General features: G+C 52.7%; 16 protein-coding genes. 10 read left to right on the top strand and 6 right to left on the bottom strand.

Annotated elements, in window-relative coordinates; translation table 11 throughout:
- Nucleotide 1 precedes the first annotated feature (1 nt).
- The 10 genes from purC (at nucleotide 2) to P6M73_RS09550 (ending at nucleotide 9,925) form a co-directional block, all read left to right on the top strand.
- Nucleotides 2-724: a phosphoribosylaminoimidazolesuccinocarboxamide synthase gene (gene purC / locus P6M73_RS09595; protein ID WP_277852837.1), complete on the top strand. Its 723-nt coding sequence runs from the start codon at nucleotides 2-4 to the stop codon at nucleotides 722-724.
- Complete coding sequence (purF, locus tag P6M73_RS09590; protein WP_277852836.1) at nucleotides 721-2,118, top strand: amidophosphoribosyltransferase; 1,398 nt, start codon at nucleotides 721-723, stop codon at nucleotides 2,116-2,118. Before purC ends, purF begins: the two co-directional genes overlap by 4 nt.
- Before the next feature lie 174 nt (nucleotides 2,119-2,292).
- Entirely contained in the window at nucleotides 2,293-3,303 is a 1,011-nt protein-coding gene (gene purM, locus P6M73_RS09585) for a phosphoribosylformylglycinamidine cyclo-ligase (RefSeq protein ID WP_277852835.1), read from the top strand.
- Nucleotides 3,291-3,944, top strand: coding sequence for a phosphoribosylglycinamide formyltransferase (gene purN, locus P6M73_RS09580; protein ID WP_277852834.1), 654 nt, complete (start codon nucleotides 3,291-3,293; stop codon nucleotides 3,942-3,944). Before purM ends, purN begins: the two co-directional genes overlap by 13 nt.
- Nucleotides 3,945-3,948: 4 nt before the next feature.
- The gene (gene purH / locus P6M73_RS09575) at nucleotides 3,949-5,478 is read left to right on the top strand and encodes a bifunctional phosphoribosylaminoimidazolecarboxamide formyltransferase/IMP cyclohydrolase (RefSeq protein ID WP_277852833.1); all 1,530 of its coding nucleotides are present in this window, start codon (nucleotides 3,949-3,951) and stop codon (nucleotides 5,476-5,478) included.
- Nucleotides 5,479-5,488: 10 nt separating this feature from the next.
- A complete protein-coding gene (gene purD, locus P6M73_RS09570; protein WP_277852832.1) occupies nucleotides 5,489-6,736 on the top strand; it encodes a phosphoribosylamine--glycine ligase in 1,248 nt (415 codons plus the stop codon).
- Nucleotides 6,737-6,928: 192 nt separating this feature from the next.
- A complete protein-coding gene (locus P6M73_RS09565; RefSeq protein WP_277852831.1) occupies nucleotides 6,929-7,348 on the top strand; it encodes an NfeD family protein in 420 nt (139 codons plus the stop codon).
- A gap of 4 nt (nucleotides 7,349-7,352) precedes the next feature.
- Nucleotides 7,353-8,333 (top strand): SPFH domain-containing protein, encoded by a 981-nt coding sequence (locus P6M73_RS09560; protein WP_277852830.1) that lies wholly within the window; start codon nucleotides 7,353-7,355, stop codon nucleotides 8,331-8,333.
- 199 nt (nucleotides 8,334-8,532) lie between these two features.
- The gene (gene ymfI / locus P6M73_RS09555; protein WP_277852829.1) at nucleotides 8,533-9,261 is read left to right on the top strand and encodes an elongation factor P 5-aminopentanone reductase; all 729 of its coding nucleotides are present in this window, start codon (nucleotides 8,533-8,535) and stop codon (nucleotides 9,259-9,261) included.
- A 136-nt stretch (nucleotides 9,262-9,397) separates the two neighbouring features.
- Nucleotides 9,398-9,925, top strand: a complete 528-nt coding sequence (locus P6M73_RS09550) for a TDE2712 family protein (RefSeq protein ID WP_277852828.1) — start codon at nucleotides 9,398-9,400, stop codon at nucleotides 9,923-9,925.
- A 234-nt stretch (nucleotides 9,926-10,159) separates the two neighbouring features.
- Here the strand turns inward: P6M73_RS09550 and P6M73_RS09545 are convergent, their stop codons facing one another.
- The 6 genes from P6M73_RS09545 to P6M73_RS09520 form a co-directional block, all read right to left on the bottom strand.
- Entirely contained in the window at nucleotides 10,160-11,476 is a 1,317-nt protein-coding gene (locus P6M73_RS09545; protein ID WP_277852827.1) for an aminotransferase-like domain-containing protein, read from the bottom strand.
- Between the two features lie 194 nt (nucleotides 11,477-11,670).
- Nucleotides 11,671-12,432 (bottom strand): aminotransferase class IV, encoded by a 762-nt coding sequence (locus P6M73_RS09540; protein WP_277852826.1) that lies wholly within the window; start codon nucleotides 12,430-12,432, stop codon nucleotides 11,671-11,673.
- Nucleotides 12,413-13,921, bottom strand: a complete 1,509-nt coding sequence (gene pabB / locus P6M73_RS09535; RefSeq protein WP_277852825.1) for an aminodeoxychorismate synthase component I — start codon at nucleotides 13,919-13,921, stop codon at nucleotides 12,413-12,415. The genes P6M73_RS09540 and pabB overlap by 20 nt, the downstream gene beginning before the upstream one ends.
- Complete coding sequence (locus P6M73_RS09530; protein ID WP_277852824.1) at nucleotides 13,908-14,504, bottom strand: anthranilate synthase component II; 597 nt, start codon at nucleotides 14,502-14,504, stop codon at nucleotides 13,908-13,910. Before P6M73_RS09530 ends, pabB begins: the two co-directional genes overlap by 14 nt.
- Nucleotides 14,505-14,908: 404 nt before the next feature.
- Nucleotides 14,909-15,817, bottom strand: coding sequence for a 2-oxoacid:acceptor oxidoreductase family protein (locus tag P6M73_RS09525; RefSeq protein WP_277852823.1), 909 nt, complete (start codon nucleotides 15,815-15,817; stop codon nucleotides 14,909-14,911).
- Nucleotides 15,817-17,622 carry a thiamine pyrophosphate-dependent enzyme gene (locus P6M73_RS09520; protein ID WP_277852822.1) on the bottom strand — a complete coding sequence of 602 codons (1,806 nt, stop codon included), beginning with the start codon at nucleotides 17,620-17,622 and terminating at the stop codon, nucleotides 15,817-15,819. Before P6M73_RS09520 ends, P6M73_RS09525 begins: the two co-directional genes overlap by 1 nt.
- Nucleotides 17,623-17,898: the final 276 nt, after the last annotated feature.

Below are 17,898 nucleotides of genomic sequence, written 5' to 3'. Positions count from 1 at the left end.
CATGGCAAAGAAACTGGAGCAGCTCTACGAGGGAAAAGCCAAGAAGGTTTACGCAAGCGACAAGGAAGATCTCGTTATCATTCATTATAAAGATGACGCGACGGCATTCAACGGCGAGAAGAAAGGTCAGATTGAAGACAAGGGAGTGTTGAACAATTCCATTACTTCAGCCATTTTCACCATGCTGAACGAAAGTGGGATTCCGACGCATTTTGTGGAACAGCTCAATGAACGGGAACAGCTTTGCAAAAAAGTCCGGATTATCCCGCTGGAAGTTATCGTCCGCAATCTGGCGGCGGGCTCCATGGCCAAGCGCCTCGGTCTGGTCGAGGGCAGAGAACTTCTGACCACGGTCTTTGAGCTCAGCTACAAGGATGACTCCCTGGGCGATCCGCTGATCAACGATTATCATGCCATTGCCATTGGAGCGGCTACCCGCGAGGAGCTGGATGCCATCTACGCCATCACCGCGAAAATCAATGAAATTCTGAAAGCTTTCTTCCTGGAACAGAATGTGATTCTTGTCGATTTCAAGCTTGAATTCGGCAAGGACAGCCAGGGCAACATCATACTCGCCGACGAGATTTCTCCGGATACCTGCCGGTTCTGGGATGCCGTTACCCGCGAAAAGCTCGATAAAGACCGGTTCCGGCGCGACCTGGGCAACGTCAGGGAAGCGTATGTGGAAATGCTCGGACGCATTACAAAGAAGGTATCCAGATGATTTTTCTCAACAAAGAAGATGATGATAAACTGCACGAGGAGTGCGGCGTCTTTGGAATCAATTCCTTTTCCGGCCGGGATGTCGCGGAGAAAGTCTACTACGGATTGTATGCCCTCCAGCACCGCGGTCAGGAGTCGGCGGGAATCGCCAGCAACCTCAACGGCGAGATTATTTTAAAGAAAAGCATGGGCCTGGTTCAGGATGTTTTCAACAACCAGGACATCCAGGAACTGCGCGGAGATATCGCCATCGGTCATGTGCGCTACTCCACCAGCGGCGAATCCAGCGTCATCAACGCGCAGCCCCTGGTGGGAAAATCCCGCCTGGGCCAGATGTGCATCGCCCATAACGGAACTCTGGTAAATGCCGGAATTCTGCGTGAACTGCTCGAAGATTCCGGAACCATGTTCCAGACCACCATCGATTCCGAAGTGATCCTGAACCTGATTGTCCGCAGCGGCAACAAGGATCTGATCCGAAGCCTGAAGGAAACGCTGAATGTCATCAAAGGAGCGTTTGCCCTGACCATGACAATGGGCGAATATCTGATCGGAATCCGGGATCCCTACGGCATCCGCCCGCTGATTCTTGGAAAGACGGAAGACAATTATGTTCTGGCATCTGAATCCTGCGCCCTTGACGTCATTGGTGCCCGGATCGTTCGCGACATTGAGCCGGGCGAAATGGTCATTATTGAGAAGGATCAGGTCACATCCATCAAATACTCCGAAAAGACCCAGCACCGCGTGTGTTCCTTTGAATACATCTATTTCGCCCGGCCCGATTCGACTATGGACGGCGTCAGCGTTTACGATGCCCGACTGCGCATGGGTGCCACCCTGTATGATGAGCATCCCGTGGAAGCGGATCTGGTCATCGGCGTGCCCGACTCAGGCATAGCTGCCGCCCTCGGCTTTTCCAGACATTCCGGCATTCCGTTCGACACCGGATTTGTCAAAAATAAATACATCGGCCGTACCTTCATCGCCCCCTCTCAGGAATTGAGAGAGAAAGCAGTCAACATTAAGCTCAATGCCATGCGTAGTGTCGTGGAAGGCAAACGAGTGGTGCTGATCGATGATTCCATCGTGCGCGGAACCACCAGCCGCAAACTCATTGAAACCCTGCGCTTTGCCGGAGCCAGGGAGATCCATTTCCGGGTATCCTCGCCCATGGTGCAGCATCCCTGCTACTTTGGCATCGATACGCCCTACCGCGAACACCTGATTGCCGCCGTGAAGTCCAAGGAAGAGATTCGTCAGGAAATCGGAGCTGACTCCCTGGAATTTATCTCCGAACCGGGGCTGCTTAAAGCGCTGGATCATGATAATGGCTACTGCACCGGCTGTTTCTCCGGTATTTATCCCATGTCGATCCCGCAGGAAGAAGAGTAGCCGGCAGTCTGTCGTCAAGGCAGGCAGAGAATTAGGCAGGGAACAGGCAGACAGGCTGTCATTCAGGGATGAAAACAGGAAGTCATTAAGGTATGGAAAACACTCAGATCAACCGGATGTATGAATCATAAAGGGCCATCTGGGCAACCATTTGAAAAATGAGAGGGGAAGACTATGACAGATTATAAATCAGCAGGCGTGGATATTCACGAGGGATACCGGACGGTCGAGAAAATCAAGGCGTATGCCAAGCGGACACTTAACCCGGACGTGCTGTCCGTGTTAGGTTCTTTCGGAGCGTTTATGCGGATTCCGGCAGGATATAAAAAACCCGTGCTGGTATCAGGGACAGATGGGGTAGGAACCAAGCTCAAGATCGCCTTTGCCATGGATCGGTATGATACCATCGGCATCGACGCGGTGGCGATGTGCGTCAATGACATTTTATGCCACGGCGCCCGGCCGATGTTTTTCCTGGATTACCTGGCATGCGGCAAGCTGGATTCCAATGTAGCGGCGGATATTGTCAAAGGCGTGTCGGATGGCTGCCTCATGGGCAATCTCGCTCTGGTGGGCGGTGAAACCGCCGAAATGCCGGGCTTTTACGAGCCGGGAGAATATGATATTGCCGGGTTCTGTGTTGGCGTGGTGGAAGAAGATGAGATCATTGACGGCCGGGATATTCAGGCCGGGGACGTTCTGATCGGACTGCCCTCATCCGGATTCCACTCCAATGGCTATTCCCTGGTACGCAAGCTCTTTACGGATCTGTCCGAGCCATTCCAGGGCAAAACCATGGGCGAGGTTCTGCTGACGCCAACCCGGATTTATGTCAAGTCCGTCCAAGCTCTCCTGGAAAAGGTGAAAGTCCATGGCATGGCCCATATTACCGGCGGCGGTTTCATTGAGAATATCCCCCGGATGTTCCATGACGATCGCTTCCAGGCAGTGGTTGACACCAAAAGCTATGAGGTGCCAGAACTCTTTATGGAGGCGATCCGCCGCGGGGCGGATGAAAAATCCATTTACAACACGTTCAACATGGGCATCGGCTTTACACTGTGCGTCGCCCCGGAAGCCGTGGAGGAAGCACTGGCCATCCTGTCCGCCCAGGGCGAAGCACCGGTCGTTCTGGGCCGGGTGGAGCTTCGCGGTGAGGCGGAGGAAGCCATATGCCTGCAGTAAAGCCCCGCGCCCGGGTTATGGTCCTGACTTCGGGTTCCGGAACGAACATGGAAGCCGTAGTGAAATTCAGTCTGGAGCCTGACGCACCCTATGAAGTGGTCAAAGTCCTGTCGGACCGGCCCTGCGCGGCGCTGGAGAAAGCCAGTCGCTATGGGATTCCCACAGCCGAGCTGAACCGGCATGAACCGGAGTTCAATGATCGCTTAGCCCGGGAGACGGCAGGTGCCGATGTCATCGTACTGGCCGGCTATCTCTCGATTATGCGAAGAGATCTGGTCCGTCAGTTTGAGGGCCGGCTGATCAATATCCATCCCTCCCTGCTGCCCAAGTTTGGCGGGCGGGGCATGTATGGCATCCATGTGCATGAAGCGGTCCTGGAAGCCAAAGAGACAGAATCCGGCTGCACCTGTCATCTGGTCAGTGAAGCCGTGGATCAGGGACCGATCCTGGTCCAGAAGAAAGTCGCGGTTTTGCCGACGGACAATCCCAGAGACCTGCAGGTTCGAATATTGCCATTGGAACATCAGTGCCTGGTGGAAGGACTGCTCCAGGTTGTCAGAGGTCTTGGAACCTCATTGGGTGATTCAACGGAAGAAGAGAATCAGGGAATCGTGAATCAGAACACAGAAGGGGAAAAATAAGCTGATGAATGCATTGATATCTGTTTTTTATAAAGAAGGAGTTCTTGAACTGGCCCGGTTTCTGATGGATCAGGGCTATGACATTCTTTCGTCGGGCGGCACAGCCCGATATCTTAAGGAAGCGGGGATTCCGGTACGGGGCGTGGAAAGCGTCACCGGGTTTCCGGAAATTCTGGATGGCCGGGTGAAAACGCTCCATCCCAACATCCACGGGGGCATCCTGGCCCGCCGGGATGATGCTTCCCACATGGAGACCCTGGCCCGGGAGCAGATTGAGCCGATTGATGTCGTCTGCGTCAATCTCTATCCATTTGAGGAGAAACTGAAAGAGGGTCTGTCCTTCGAGGAAATGATCGAGTTCATCGATATCGGCGGTCCCTCCATGCTCCGTTCGGCTGCCAAAAATTTCAGCGGCGTCTATGTACTGTCGGATCCGGCACAATATCCGGAGTTCATGAAGCGTCTGCAGTCTGGCAAGGAACTGGAATCTTACCGGAGACAGCTGGCTCTGGAAGTCTTCCGCCGGACCAGCGCCTATGATCACAGCATCAGCCAATGGCTGGAAGCTCAGTCAAAAACCGATCAGGCAATGGATGCGGGCTCCGAAGAGCTGTTCCCGGAAACGCTCACGCTCAAATTGCATAAACTCCAGGATCTGCGCTACGGGGAGAACCCGCACCAGAAGGGAGCTTTCTACGGAATAGAGGACCAGTCGGGCTTCATGACAACCCTGACTCAGCTGAACGGAAAGAGCATGGGTTATATCAACTTCAAGGATCTGGAATCCGCCTGGCGAATTGTCTGTGATTTTGACGAACCGTGCTGCGCGGCGGTCAAGCACAACACTCCATGCGGCGTCGCGCTGGGCAGCGATGCCCTGGGCGCCTATACCCGGGCTCATGACTGTGATCCGGTCTCCATTTTCGGCGGCATTGTCGCGGTCAATCGCGAAGTGGACGGACCAACCGCAGAGAAAATGCTGGAAACCATGCTCCACATCGTCTGCGCGCCCGGTTTTACCGAGGAGGCGCTAGAACGCCTGCGCACCCGCAAGAACCTGATCGTGATTCAGATGAATGACCAGCCCAGCCGGTCCCTGTCGGTCATTTCAACGGACGGCGGCCTCCTGCTGCAGGAGGAAGATCAGATGCTGGTGGACGATCTGAAGGTAGTAACGGAGAAAGCACCGTCGCCGGAAGAAATGGAAGAACTCTTATTCGCCATGAAGGTGGTGAAGTTTGTCAAATCCAACGCCATTGTTGTCACCCGCGACCGTGCGGCCATCGGCATTGGCGGAGGGTTCGTCAATCGGATTGACGCTGCCCGCTATGCGCTGGAGCATGCCGGGGAAGGGGTTACGCTGGCTTCTGATGCCTTCTTCCCATTCCCGGACGTTGTCGAGGCGGCTCATGCCCATGGCATCCGCGCCATCATTCAACCGGGCGGATCCGTGAAGGATGAAGCATCCATTCAGCGCTGCAACGAACTCGGACTGGCCATGGTCTTCACGGGCCTGCGCCACTTCAGACATTAGGAGAACTGCGATGAAAATCATGTTGATCGGTTCAGGCGGGCGGGAACATGCTCTGGCCTGGAAACTGGCTCAATCGGATCTGGTGGAGGAAGTAGTGGCAATCCCGGGAAATCCAGGAATTGCGCGGGAACCCAAATGTCGCTGCCTGGAGCTGTCGGAGCACGCGGCGATGGCGGAGTTTGCCACCGCCCATGGGATAGATCTGACGGTTGTCGGGCCTGAAGGTCCCCTGGTCGAAGGGATTGCGGATCTGTTCCGGTCCCGGGGACTGGCCATTTTCGGACCCGGTCAGGCAGAAGCTCAGCTGGAAGGATCCAAGGATTTTGCCAAGCGCTTCATGATGAAGCACGGGGCAGCGACGGCCCGCTATCAGAGTTTTACGGATTCGGTCCAGGCAAAAGATTATGTCAGGACTCAGTCCTTTCCCCTGGTGGTCAAAGCCTCCGGGCTGTGTGCCGGCAAAGGAGTCATCATTTGCCAGAACGAGGCGCAGGCGCTGGAAGCACTGGCTGAACTGATGGAGAATCATTGTTTCCAGGAGGCGGGATCTACCGTCGTGATTGAGGAGTTCCTCACCGGTCCGGAAGTATCAATCCTGTCTCTTTATGACGGCGAGAATATTCATATCCTGGGATCCGCCATGGACCACAAACGCGCCTTCGACGGCGATCTGGGTCCAAATACCGGCGGCATGGGCACCATTGCTCCGGCCCCGTTCTTCAGTCCGGCGGCCCAGGCTGATTTTCTGGAGAATATCCTGAAGCCGACGGAGCGGGGACTCAAGGCTTCCGGGATGAAGGATCCGGCCTGCATCTTCTTCGGACTGATGCTGACCCCCGATGGGGTGAAGCTCCTGGAATACAATATGCGCTTTGGTGATCCGGAAACGCAGTCGGTTCTGATGGTGCTGGAGTCCGATCTGGCACAGATCCTGGACAAGGCTGTCCATGGCCAGCTAACTCCGGCGGATATTCAGATCGCGGATGAAACGGCGCTGTGCGTGATTGGCGCGGCCCAGGGGTATCCTGGCGTCTATGCCAAAGGCATTCCTCTCAAGTTCAATCCCAGTCCGGACATTAAGGTCTTTCTCGCCGGAGCGACAGAACAGGATGGGGAATTAAGATCCAGCGGCGGCCGCATCTTTGGTGCCTGTGCCAGAGGCAGCCGGGAAGAAGCCAGATCCCGGATCATGGATTTCCTGGAGCAGTTCCGGGATCAGCCGATTTTCTGGCGCAGGGATATCGGAGGCCATAAATAGCCCCATATTCCGAAAACCGCCACTTTACATGCAGTCTCATATAGCCTGAAAATAGATTTAACATTCACCACTCGTCGCCAGGCCACGGTCTGGGGACATTTTTTTTGTAACCGTTAATCAGCTTTTAATAAACATCGGTTAGGATGAAGGAAATAGCAGACAGGTGCTGACCTGGACTGGAGGGAAAAACAAATGATGTGGCTATGGGCAGCGCTCATCGTAATCGTCGTAGTCCTGGATATGACCACGAGCAATATACTTTATTCCTGGATGGGGCTTGGTTTTCTGGCAGCCATTGCTGCGGAAAGCTTCGGAGTCTCCCTGCCGGGACAGATCGTAATTGCCTGTCTGGTCGGTTCGGTTTCTTTTGTCTTTGGATCGTACATCAGCCGGAAGTATGTCCGGCGCAATATCGACCAGACACCGATCCTGACCGATAAAATCGTGGGGACCGTACATACGGCAGACCGTGAAATCACAGAGGAAACGCAGTACAAGATTAATGGAATCTACTGGCTGCTGCGCAATGAAGGACCGACCATTCATCCAGGGGAACAATTCCGCATCGTCGGAATTAAAAACAATAGATTATATATCGTAAAGGAGAATTAAAGTTATGTGGGGATGGATCATTGGAGTAATTATCGCACTGCTTGTTCTTGTCATCATTCTCTCGTCGGTCAAGGTTGTCAACACCGGATATGTCTATGTCGTTGAACGGCTGGGGCAGTTCTATCGTGTCCTGCAGCCCGGACTGCACATCATTATCCCGTTCATGGATTTTGTCCGCAAGAAAATTTCCATGAAGCAGCAGATCCTGGACATCGAGCCGCAGAATGTAATTACCAAGGACAACGTCAAAATTTCTGTGGACAATGTTATCTTCTATCAGGTGCTCAATGCCAAGGACGCTGTCTACAACATTGAAAACTATGTCTACGGTATCATGTACTCGACAATCACCAATATGAGAAACATCATTGGTGACATGTCACTGGATGAAGTCCTGGCTGGCCGTGACAAGATCAACTCGAAGCTGCTTGATATTGTCGACGCCATTACCGATGCTTATGGCATCAAAATTTTATCCGTCGAAATCAAGAACATCGTGCCGCCGGAAGAAATCCAGAACGCCATGGAAAAACAGATGAAGGCAGAACGTGAGAAACGGGCCGCCATCCTGATTGCTGAAGGTGACCGGAATTCCTCGATTGCCAGAGCTGAAGGTGAAAAGCAGTCTAACATCCTGCGGGCCGAAGCTGAAAAAGAAGCCAACATCCGCCGGGCAGAAGGTCTGAAAGAATCCCAGCTTCTGGAAGCCCAGGGTCGCGCGCGTGCCATCGAGCTCCTGGCAGAGGCAGACGCAACAGCCATTATGCGGGTAAACCGCTCCATCATTGATTCAGGCACAGATGCCAGAGTCATTGCGCTCAAACAGGTGGAAGCGCTGAAGGAACTTTCCAAGAACCCGGCCAACAAGCTGATCCTGCCTGCAGAAGGCATGGCTTCCCTTGGATCCATCGCCGCGTTGACGGATATCATCAAGAACTCACCGCAGAATGCCCCGGTTCAGCCTCCGGCACAGCCGCTGGCATAAGTCGGGACCAGACAATAAAATAAGACATCTCCCCCAAGACCGCTCTGGCGGCCGGACCTGGAGAACACAAAGTAAGCCTTCCCCATGGGAAGGCTTATCTTTTGCCTGCAACTGCGCTATAATGGTTCTGTTAAGCGAATCAGTTTCCCGGAGATCAACGATCCGGCGGACTGCACTATTTTCGAAACAAGGATATATCATGAATAAAGTAGCAATCATCACCGGTTCCTCGCGGGGGATCGGGAAAAGCATCGCAAGGGAACTCGCCTTGCAGGGTATATTTGTCATCATCAATTATCGAACCGATGAGGACCGGGCCTTGCAGGCTCTGGAGGAAATCCGCCGAATGGGCGGAAATGGTTCAATCTGTCAGGCAGACGTTTCAAAGTACGAGGAGGCAGCCCGTCTGGTAAAGTACACCGTTGATCTGTGCGGACAGCTCGATATCCTCGTGAACAATGCCGGCGTCAGTCATCACGGACTGCTGATGGATACCACGGAAGGGCAGTATGACCGCCTCATGGACACGAATCTGAAAGGAACCTTCAATGTGACTCGCCACGCCCTGCCGCATCTTCTGGCACGCAGGGGGTCGATTTTGAACATTTCCAGTATATGGTCCCAGCACGGAGCAGCCAATGAAGTCGTATATTCCATGACCAAGGCCGGCATCAACGCCTTCACCAAGTCCCTGGCCAAGGAAATGGCCCCCATGGGAATCCGGGTGAACTGTATTGCGCCCGGAATCATTGATACCGAGATGAATCACAACCTGACTCAGGAAGAAAAGGACAATATGGTATGCTATCTGGCATCGAACCGGCTGGGAACTGTACTGGATGTGGCAAAAACCGCGCAGTTTCTCCTGTCGGAGGAAGCCGCCTACATCAATGGCCAGATTATTACCATTGACGGCGGGTTGCTGTAATGGGAAGCAGGAAGCAGGAATTTAGAGCCGGAAGGCAGATTCACACTGCCGGGTAAAAGAAAATTGCCGATTCGGGCACCAAATTAACAGAGAAAGAGTAAAATAGGGATAGATAGAAAATTTGGAGGGAATAACTATGCTGAAAGAAATTAAGATCAACACCAAAGCCCTGGAGACCATGCTGTTCATCTGGGCATCCATCAAGGACCGCGAGAAGATCCACGAGAGATTCCTGGATGAGCTGGCTCACTCCCCGGAAATGGGCTCCGCCTACGACAGTGAATTCAATGCAAGCAGCGTTCGCACGGTTCTCTCGGCGATTTCCAACCGCGAGCGGCTGAACGGACCGACAAAAAAAGAATCCCGGTTCTGGAATTACAATATGTGGATGCTGGAAGATCCGGCCATGACACAGCAGATGCTCACACCCATCAAGACATTGAACATTGATGAGGTTAAGGAGTCCGCCGGAGCGGCGTTCCCCTATGAGACGGTCGAAGTGGTGTTCTACCCCGGACAGTTTGAAACCTCCCAGCAGAAGGAAAATAAGCTCTTTATCAACTTCTTCTCCGTGAAAACGGATATTGTGGATCCCGATACCGTCCTGATCTCGGGCAAGCCGCTGAAGGATTTCGTCATGGATGAAATCCGGTCGATGAAGTAGCACCTCAATCAATCCAGGTATTTCAGACGCACCGGTTGATCGAAAGACAAGCAGGGCAGACACTCCAGCCGGGCAGCTCAAGCAGAGCAGACACTCAAACAAAGTAGCTCAGACAGAGTGGATATTCAACACGATGAAGTGGATAAGATCAACCCGAACCAATCATCGCAACGGAAAAGGCAGCGAACCCTCTGAGGGGAATCGCTGCCTTAGTTTTTTTGAGGATTCGAATTGCTATAAATAGATATCCTTGGTTACGGGTTTGGCCGTACTGATGGCTTTCATTTCCATCAGAAGCTCCTGAATGCCTTTTTCAATGGCTTTCTTCTCGACCCGGGAAAGGGAGATTCGCAGACCCCGGACTTCACGGGTCACCGAGAATTCTACATCAGAACGGAAGCGGAAGCCCCTGGCATCCAGATTGTCCAGCAATTCCATGGTGCGGAAATCCTGCGGCAGCTCGATGTAGGCATACATGCCGCATTGCGGTACCTGGAAGGGGTAAGGGCAGTCCTTGAGGCATTCGCTGAGCAGCGTGCACTTTTCTTCGATCCGCTCTTTCAGGGTGCGGATGTGTTTGTGATAAGCGTCACTGGTCAGATAGCGATGAAGCACATCCTGACTGATCAGGGAAGCCCCGGTGTTCATGTAATTATTGGTGTGGGAGATGTCCTCGACCAGCGTGTCCGGCACGATAATGGCACACAGACGAAGGGACGGGCTGATGGTCTTGGAGAAGCTGCGAATGTAGATCACGCGGTCAGGAGCCTGATGAAACAAGCTGTTTTCATCGGAAAGCTCCATGAGATAATCATCTTCCACGATATAGAAGTCATATTCACGGGCCAGGCTGAGCAGCCGGCTACGCTGTTCTTTGGACAGGGTGGTGCCTAGTGGATTGTGGTTCCGGGTCATCGTAAAAAAATACCGGAACTCGTGATTTTTTGCCTTCTCTTCCAGGGTGTCCAAATCCAGCCCTTGCAAGGTCCGTTCCACGGACAGGATATTTTGGCCAAAGACATCCATGGCCCCAACCAGAAGGTTGTAGGTCGGATTTTCCACGAGGATTTTCTGGCCGTTGCGGATGGTCATGGCAATAATCAGACTCAGAAAATTCTGAGTTCCTGACAGAATAAAGATGTTCTCGCTGGATACCGGCGGATTCTGCGTCAGACCCAGGTGCTCTCTCAGTTTGCCATAGCCTCGGGAGTAACTGTAGTTGATGATGGACATGTTGTTCTCCCGGAAAGACGACGCATAGGCTTTTTCCATGGAGTCGAAGGGCAGGTAGGATGAGAGGGGGATTCCGGAGTAAAAGTCAAAATCCCAGCCGCCGTCCTTGCGCCGGTGGTTGATGAAATACCCGGATTTCGGGGCGGAGTATATGACTCCCTGATCCTCCAGTTCGGAATAGGCTTTAATCACCGTGGAGTTGGAGCAGGAAAATCGGATCGCCATTCCCCGAATTGACGGCAGTTTGGATTGGTACGTTCCCTTCGAAATTTCATTTTTGACATAATCCATGATTTCTGTGTACTTGAAATTCATCATTTGACCCTCCGTTTGCTATGGCTAAAGTATAGCACAAAGGGAGTACAGTTTTTATTGATTGGTTACAGAACACAACAGATTGATTTGAAGCGGTACAGATCATTGACATTCTCCCCATTGCTCAACCGGCAATTTCTGTTAATTATTAGGAATTGCCGGGTAATTTCTGATTACCCGGCAATCCGCACAAATGATTATATCTGCTGTTCGGTTTTAACCTGTTCCAAAACCAGTCGCTGCAGTTTTAGCGCTGTACCGGTTTCGTCAAAGAGTTTGCTGCCCAGGCGACGGACCGGCATGATTCCCATCAGGGAATTGGTGACGAAGCATTCCTGCATTTCGTCAACGGACGCCCTGGTCAGAACGATCTCGGTGACCTCCGCATGCTGCAGCACAAACCGTCTCATGATGCCGGGCAGGAGTCCGCAGAAGACAGGAGGTGTGTAGATTCTGCCCTTTGAGACAAAGAAGATATTGGAAACCGAGCCTTCGCAGATTTCCTCCCGACTGTTCAAAAAAATCAGATCATCGAGTCCGCAGGAGGCCGCTGCCCGCTTCTCCAGAATATTGTCTCCGTAATTCAGGGTTTTATGACGGGTCAGAGGGGAGGTTTCATTGCGACGGACCTTACTGTATCCCAATTGGAAGCCCTTTCTTCGGGATTCCTCCGTGTAGGGATTCGGACGAATGGTAAGTACTGTATTGTGCTCGGAAACCATGAGTTTTACCGCATGATGAGGGAGCAGATCCGTACTGATGCCGTTTGATTCCAGGTGCTGCGTGAGGCAAAGAGTAAAGTCAGCAGGGGAGATGCTCCGCGGAATCCCCAGTTCTTTCATAGAATGATTCAGCCGCTCCAGATGCCAGTTCAGCAACACGGGCTGGCCATCTTCCACAGCAATGGTTTCAAAGACGCCCAGACCGAACTGAAAGCCTTCATCCAAGAGGAGTTTCATTTGGTACCCCCAGTTCCTTCAAAAGCGCCCTGGCTTTCAGCATAGTTTCCTCATACTCAAATTCCAGTTCCGATTCGCAGGTAATGCCGCCGCCGACACCGATGTGATACCGGCCTTGCTGATGCACAGCCGTGCGGATCACAATGTTGAAGTCACAGTCACCGCTCAGGGAAATCCAGCCCATGGAACCGGTATACAGATTCCGCCTGGAGTGCTCCAGTTCATCAATGATTTCCATGGCCCGGTATTTGGGCGCACCAGTGATGGATCCTCCGGGAAACGCGGACTCCAAAAGATCCACAACCGTCAGATGATCTCTCAGACGGCCGGTGATATTGGAAACAAGATGGAAGACTGTGGCGTGGGTTTCTACTGCAAACAGTTCATCAACGATGACGCTGCCGGGAACGCATACGCGGTTCAGATCATTCCGTTCCAGATCGACAATCATGAGCAGCTCGCTGCGGTCTTTCTCCGATTGCTCCAGCTCTTTTTTCAATGCTTCGTCTTCCTTTGCGGTCTGGCCGCGCTTTCTCGTGCCCTTGATCGGACGGGTTGACACCTGACGCTGCTTCATCTGCAGAAACCGCTCCGGAGAAGCGCTGATGATCTGAAAATCTCCATACTGAAAATACCCACCAAAAGGAGAGGGATTGCTTCGACGAAGCCGGCGGAATAATTCATAGGGATCCATCGAGGATTCAACCAGCAGCTGCTGGGTCATATTGGCAATATAGATATCCCCCTCCACAATGTAGTCGATCATCCGGCCCAGGGCGGTCAAATAATCCCTGTGGGTGAAATTGGCTGTGAGACTGCCCGGTCCAAGCCGGACGGCTGCTTCGGATTCGAAAGCGCTTCTGCGGGCTGCCTCGGCGGCCAGGAGTTCCAGTTCCCGCATCTGTTCCAACAGCCATTCCTGGGATTTCTGTTGGGCTGAGGGTTCCGCTGTGCTCCTGGCGGGCCAAGAGAGTTCAGGCGCTTTCGCATGCGCCGCTGGGGAGTCAGTGACTGGGGTATCCGCTGCAGCTTGTGGAATCGTTGCAGTTTGAGGGTCAGTAACAATCAGATGCAGTTTATGCTCTTCATGATCGGCGATGATGAACTGATGGTAAAAAACCAGCAGAGCATCGGGAATCGCAAGCTCCTGATCCATGGAAGAGGCGATGCCCTGTTTTTTTCTGCCGTAATCATAGGAGAAATAGCCGATCGCTCCCGATGCCAGGGGAAGTCCGGCAGGGGTTGCTTCATAGTGGTCCTTCAGATAGCGGCACAGAAAATCTTCAAAGGATTCCTCCTGAAGAACTCCGTTCACACGGAATCCATCCGCCTGCTCCAGTTTCAAGTAAGGCTTTCGACCGATCAACGAATAGCGGCCCAGCTTGCCGGTCTTGGACGAATCCAGAAAAACGGCATCTGTTTCTTCGTGAATCAGATCAAAAATTGAAGCAATCTCCACATCGTGGTCTAGTGTGTTAATGAGCTGCATGGTCTGGCTTCTCCTGGAGGCAGATTTGACAGAAATTGGCAAGAAGTTGTGTTCCGTACTCTGTCAGGACGGCTTCGGGATGAAACTGAACGCCGTAAATCGGCAGCGTTGCATGCTTGAGTGCCATGATCACGTCGTCTTCACTGCGGGCTGTGACCTGAAGCTGAGGCGGCAGATTGTTCTCTGTAACCACCAGAGAATGGTACCGGGTTACTTGAAAGCGGGGCGGCAGTCCCTGAAACAGACCGGTTCCGTCATGGGTAAGGAAAGACAGTTTGCCATGCATCGGCCGCTGGCCTTTTTCCACACATCCCCCGAAGGCCTGCCCAATCACCTGGTGACCCAGACAAACCCCCAGGATGGGAATTAATCCCTGAAATTCGGCTAACACCTTGTGACAGACTGCTGCATCCTGTGGCCGCTTCGGACCCGGCGAAAGAATGAGACCGTTTGGATTCAACGCTTGAATTTGCTCGGTCGTCACGTCGTCTGAGCGCACAACCAGGACTTCATGCCCCATATGTTCCAGATCGGCCGCCAGATTGTAAACAAAGGAATCATAATTATCAATCAAATAAAACACAAAAAAACCTCCCCCTATTTAACGATTTACAGTCGTTATCCTTAAACTGGTTGAGGTCCGTAACCTGTATATGTTGATTATATGAAAGGCCTGACCGGGATGCAAGTCAAACCGTACGAATTACCGGATTCTCCGAATTATTGGATCCTATCTGTTTTTTTCAAGTGCGTGACGAATCGGACAGTTCATGCGATTGTGGATCAGTTTTTATTCCGCTCCTGCCCTGACAGTGACGATGCTGGCCTTCGATCTCTCTGCTCCGAGGTAGAACCCCTGAAGCCGGGTCACGCCTTCAGGGGTTCTGAAATTCAAAGGTTCATTCGTTCAAAGGTTCATTCGTTCAAAGGTTCATTCGTTCAAAGGTTCATAAGTTCAGGTTTCGAATTACCTGCCGAATTCGGGGATCAGTTTTGCTCAAACTGGTCTTTTCCTACTCCGCAGAGGGGACAGGTCCAGTCGGACGGGACTTCTTCCCACGGGGTGCCTGGGTCCACGCCGTTGTCGGGATCACCGGCCACCGGGTCATAGACATACCCGCACACGGTGCAGACATACGTTGGCATCTCTGTGTTCATCGGAGTTGCCGATTCTGAGGGAATGGGCGACGGCGCTTCCGGCACGACTTCGTAACCTGCCGGATCCATCGGATGGGCAGCTTTGGCGGATTCATCCTGCTCGGGCCGGAATTCTTCCGGCAGCTGCTCGGTTGACCTTGTCACCGGTACTGCGGCCGAGGCGCCCATGAACTGGCGGCCGTAGGCGAAGGCTGCCAGATTGGCCTGTATGGTTTTGGGCGGAACTTTCATCTCGATTGCCTTGATGAAGTTCTCTTCCTTGATGTCAACCACTGTGCTGAGGGCGCCGATGAGGATTGTATTCGCCACTTTGATGTTCCCGAGCTTCTTCGCCTCTGCTTCTGAATCTATGGGAATGAGGCGGACGTTGCGGGTGCGGATCTGATTCTCAATGTCGCCGGGATATACTTCTTTTTCCATCAGGACGGGATTGGGATAGATTTCCTTCTGGTTCATGAGAACCAGACCGCCCGGGATAACTTCATCGACAAACCGCAGCGTTTCCAGTTTCTCAAGGCCCAGCAGGACGCTGGCTGAATTTTTTGGTACATTTGGCGTCGGAACTTTTTTGCCGAATCGAACCGAGCCGTTGATTTTCCCGCCGCGCTGGGACAGTCCGATCACGTCATTGGTTGCAACTTCATAGCCTTCGAGGAAGGCTGCCTGAGCAATAAGATCCGTTGTCAGAACCAGACCTTGTCCGCCGACACCGGCGATCAGGATGGTTACGATCTCCATTATGCCTTTACCTCCTCTTTTTTCTGAGCCAGGGGTTTGATCGCGCCGACCGGGCAGACCTGGGAACAGACGGAGCAGCCCACGCACATGTCAGCGTGGATGTGGGATTTCAGAGCTTCAATGCCTTCGTACTTCTGCATATTGATCGGCGGGCAGTTGGTATTGACGCAGCTGCGGCAGCCGATGCAGATTTTTTCATCCACATAGAAGGGCGGATTGACTATCTTAAAGTTGAGGGCACAGGGCCGGGTTGTGATAATGACTGAGATTCCGGGCCGCTTCATCGCGTCTTTGAGTTTCTTGTGGAATTCCTTGACCTGGAACTGATCCACGACCTCGACATCTTCGAGTCCCATGGCTTTGACAATGTTGTAGATCGAGACATAATGCTCCGGAGCTTCCTTGGAATCGTCCGAGAACAATTCGTTGGTCGTCATGGTCTTCTGTCCGCCGGTCATTGCGGTGGTTCGATTGTCCATGCAGATAACGGTGATATTTTCCTTGATGTCGGAGAGCTGGACCATGCCGGAGAGCCCGGAATGGAAGAACGTGCCGTCGCCGATGGTTGCAACCAAGGGTTTATCGATGCCTGCCAGCCGGTTGGCCTTCGCCATGCCCAGAACCATGCCCAGGGAAGCGCCCATGGAAATGTTGGTTTTGTGAACCTGGAAGGGCGGGAGAATACCCAGCGAGTAGCAGCCAATATCACCGACCACCGTGGCTTTGAGTTTCTTTAAGCTGTCAAATACGGGACGGTGCGGGCAGCCGGCACAGAGCATCGGTGTCCGGTCAACGGTTTTCAGCGGCTCCATGACATCGGGTTCCGTGGCGGTGATGACGCCGGCTTCTGCCAGGGCGTGGCGGACCGCTTCAAAATCCAGCTCCCCGGTGAAGGAAAAGAATTTTTTCCCCTCACAGTCAATTCCGCCGGCTTTGAGTTCCTTTTCCATCACTGGCATCATTTCTTCGGCCACCAGGACCTTCCGGTAATGGCTGGCAGCTTCCCGGAGCTTCTCCACCGGCAATGGCCAGACCATGGCCAGTTTGTAGATGTCTGCCGCGGGAGCAATTTCCTTGATAACGCCGGATACGAGCCCCGAGGTAATGATCAGCGTATCATGTCCCTGGCGTTCCCAGGTATTCAGATGATACGTTTCATTGAACTTTGCCAGGTTCTCCATGCGGTCTTTCATGAAGTACTGCTGGGCATTGGAATAGGGCGGAAGCATGCAGAAGTTGGAGGGATCTTCCTCAAAACCTGCAATATGGGAATCCTTGCGCTCATTCAGCACCACTACGCCGCGGGCATGGCACAGCCGGGACATAATGCGCAGCATCACAGGGGTCTCAAACTGCTCAGAGAGCCTGATAGCTTCCCTGGTATAATCCAGTGCCTCCTGCGGGGTTGCCGGATCAAGCACGGGAATATTGGCAAACTGAGCCAGCATGCGCGAGTCCTGCTCGTTCTGGGAACTGGTCAGGCCTGGATCGTCTCCAATGGCGAGAACAAAGGCTCCTTTGGTTCTGGTCTGGGTAAATGTCATAAAGGGATCCAGGGCGATGTTGAGTCCCACGTGTTTCATGACGCAGAGGCTGCGGGCGCCGGTAATGGATGAGCCGATGGCCATTTCCAGGGCTACTTTTTCGTTGGTTGCCCAGTTGGCATCCACTTCTTTCATCTTCATCAGCGTATCGGTGATCGATACCGTGGGTGAGCCGGGATAGGCTGCGGAAACCTTGCCGCCGGCCTCCCAGAAGCCCCGGGCGACCGCCTCGTTTCCGGTGATAACCACTTTTTCAGTCATTCGAAAGAACACCTCCATGTATTCGTAGCATTGTGCAGTCTACTCCAATTATAAACATTTTAAGTAAACAATTTCAATGAATCGAAAACTTTGATCCGTTCATCCATAACGTACTTGTCCCGTCAGGATGGAAAAAATCAGAACGTTTCGTTGCGGTTTTGTCGGCTTCCCTTATTTGATTGTGCAAAATCAAATAGAAAGACTCGGAAAGAATCAAAATCAAGAAACGATAGAATCCGGGAAAAGGAATCATGATGAAAAGGATATCGCAATGAT

Source organism: Anaerococcoides asporogena (genome assembly GCF_029590275.1).
Classification (GTDB): domain Bacteria; phylum Bacillota; class Clostridia; order Clostridiales; family Clostridiaceae; genus JG1575.
The sequence above is the reverse complement of the archived record's forward strand: the minus strand, read 5'-3'. Positions and strand labels throughout refer to the sequence as shown.

Coding starts and splice junctions, on each gene's coding strand:
- purN (WP_277852834.1), top strand. CDS start 3,291: ATGCCTGCAGTAAAGCCCCGCGCCCGGGTTATGGTCCTGACTTCGGGT.
- purH (WP_277852833.1), top strand. CDS start 3,949: ATGAATGCATTGATATCTGTTTTTTATAAAGAAGGAGTTCTTGAACTG.
- purF (WP_277852836.1), top strand. CDS start 721: ATGATTTTTCTCAACAAAGAAGATGATGATAAACTGCACGAGGAGTGC.
- ymfI (WP_277852829.1), top strand. CDS start 8,533: ATGAATAAAGTAGCAATCATCACCGGTTCCTCGCGGGGGATCGGGAAA.
- purD (WP_277852832.1), top strand. CDS start 5,489: ATGAAAATCATGTTGATCGGTTCAGGCGGGCGGGAACATGCTCTGGCC.
- P6M73_RS09520 (WP_277852822.1), bottom strand. CDS start 17,622: ATGACTGAAAAAGTGGTTATCACCGGAAACGAGGCGGTCGCCCGGGGC.
- P6M73_RS09565 (WP_277852831.1), top strand. CDS start 6,929: ATGATGTGGCTATGGGCAGCGCTCATCGTAATCGTCGTAGTCCTGGAT.
- pabB (WP_277852825.1), bottom strand. CDS start 13,921: ATGCAGCTCATTAACACACTAGACCACGATGTGGAGATTGCTTCAATT.
- P6M73_RS09545 (WP_277852827.1), bottom strand. CDS start 11,476: ATGATGAATTTCAAGTACACAGAAATCATGGATTATGTCAAAAATGAA.
- P6M73_RS09560 (WP_277852830.1), top strand. CDS start 7,353: ATGTGGGGATGGATCATTGGAGTAATTATCGCACTGCTTGTTCTTGTC.
- purM (WP_277852835.1), top strand. CDS start 2,293: ATGACAGATTATAAATCAGCAGGCGTGGATATTCACGAGGGATACCGG.
- P6M73_RS09550 (WP_277852828.1), top strand. CDS start 9,398: ATGCTGAAAGAAATTAAGATCAACACCAAAGCCCTGGAGACCATGCTG.
- purC (WP_277852837.1), top strand. CDS start 2: ATGGCAAAGAAACTGGAGCAGCTCTACGAGGGAAAAGCCAAGAAGGTT.
- P6M73_RS09540 (WP_277852826.1), bottom strand. CDS start 12,432: ATGAAACTCCTCTTGGATGAAGGCTTTCAGTTCGGTCTGGGCGTCTTT.
- P6M73_RS09525 (WP_277852823.1), bottom strand. CDS start 15,817: ATGGAGATCGTAACCATCCTGATCGCCGGTGTCGGCGGACAAGGTCTG.